General features: G+C 38.6%; 1 protein-coding gene. It reads left to right on the plus strand.

The window, feature by feature from the left end:
• The first annotated feature begins 107 nt into the window (after positions 1-107).
• Entirely contained in the window at positions 108-1,514 is a 1,407-nt protein-coding gene (locus tag AC6F8J_RS15170; RefSeq protein ID WP_500724462.1) for an IS4 family transposase, read from the plus strand.
• Positions 1,515-1,660 lie beyond the last annotated feature (146 nt).

Consider the following 1,660-nt stretch of genomic DNA (forward strand, 5'->3'; position numbering starts at 1 on the left):
ACTCAACTTTCCCACCATCAAATCACACTCTAAACCTGACGTGACAGCAGGTACTTTATAAAAACATGCATCTATTGACATGAAAATGCACCAATCAGTCTGATAAAATGGAATTGCGAAATAACATCAATCAGACAAGAAAGGTGCATATCAAAATGATACATCACAATGACTCATCTGAACAGACTAAAGTTGCATTATTTCAAGCTTTTTCTAATCTAGGTATTGCTGGACTCCTTAGAAAGTCCGGTATACGTAAGGCCCAAGGTCATTCTTCTTACGAAGTATTCAAGTTCCTGTTTCTCCTTGTTTTTCAAGGTAAGAACCTTTTCAGGTTCCTTGATTCCAACCGTAAAGAAGAAGCTGTTTCTAAAAATACCTATTACAGGTTTTTGAACACTTCAACCTATAACTGGAAGAAATTCCTGTTATTGCTGTCAGCAAAGGTTATTTCCATGTTCAACCGCCTTACAAGACCAGAAAGAGTTAATGTACTGATTCTAGACGATTCCATTGTCACGAGAAACCGAAGCAAGTCGGTTGAGTTATTGGCAAAGATCTACGATCATGCTTTTCATCGGTATCAGAGGGGTTTTACAATGCTGACCCTTGGGTGGTCTGATGGTTACAGCTTTATCCCTACTGGTTTCACAATGCTTTCTTCCAGAAACGAAAAGAATCGTTTTCAGGAAACAAGTAACGAAATCGACAAACGCACCAATGGTTACAAGCGCAGGAAAGATGCTCTCCTGAAAAAGCCAGAAGCCGCTGTACAACTTATCAAAGAAGCTCTAGCCGCTGGAGTTTCTGCTGATTATGTCCTTATGGACACTTGGTTTACCACTGAACCTATGATTAAAGCTATTCTTAACGAAGGACTTGATGTTGTAGGCATGGTCAAAAAGGGAAATGCCAAGTATTGTTATAAAGGCAAACGTTACAGCCTAAAAGAGCTTCGTAACCTAGTCAAAAGAGAATGTGGCGGTGGTATCTTTGGGTCAATTAATGTTACAACTAAAGATGGTATACCTGTGAAGGTTGTTATTGTCAGAAACCGTACCAATAAAGGTGAATGGCTTGCTGTCTTAAGCACTGATCTATCAATATCAGACGAGGAAATCATCCGAATCTACGGCAACCGATGGAGCATTGAAGTATTTTTTAAGTCTGCCAAGTCATTCATGAAGCTTGGTAGTGAATTCCAAGGCAGAAGCTACGATATGATTATTAGTCACACAACCATCGTCTACTGCAGATACATCCTGCTTGAATGGCTGCGCAGAGAAGAAAACGACACCAAAACTTTTGGTGAATTATTCTTTAGATACTGTGAAGACATACAAGATATGGACTATATAACAGCCATAAAGAGCCTGATGGATCTATTCATAGAGCATATGGAATCAGTTGTTATAAGCAACACAGTAACTATCAAGAGTCAACTACAGCAGTGGATTAGTCAGCAAGCTCCTTATATCAAGGTGTTGTTCGCTGATTTAAGCTGGGAAAGTTGAGTTAGTAAAAAACAAGAATCTCCCACGCATCATTCACCCATCTATTCTTTTAAGTAAAGTTAATTATTTAACAAATAGGGTTGACGCACACACTTAAACGCGTTATAATAACACATAATTTCATATATTTATAGCAAGGATGAGGA

This window comes from Petrocella sp. (assembly GCF_059865615.1).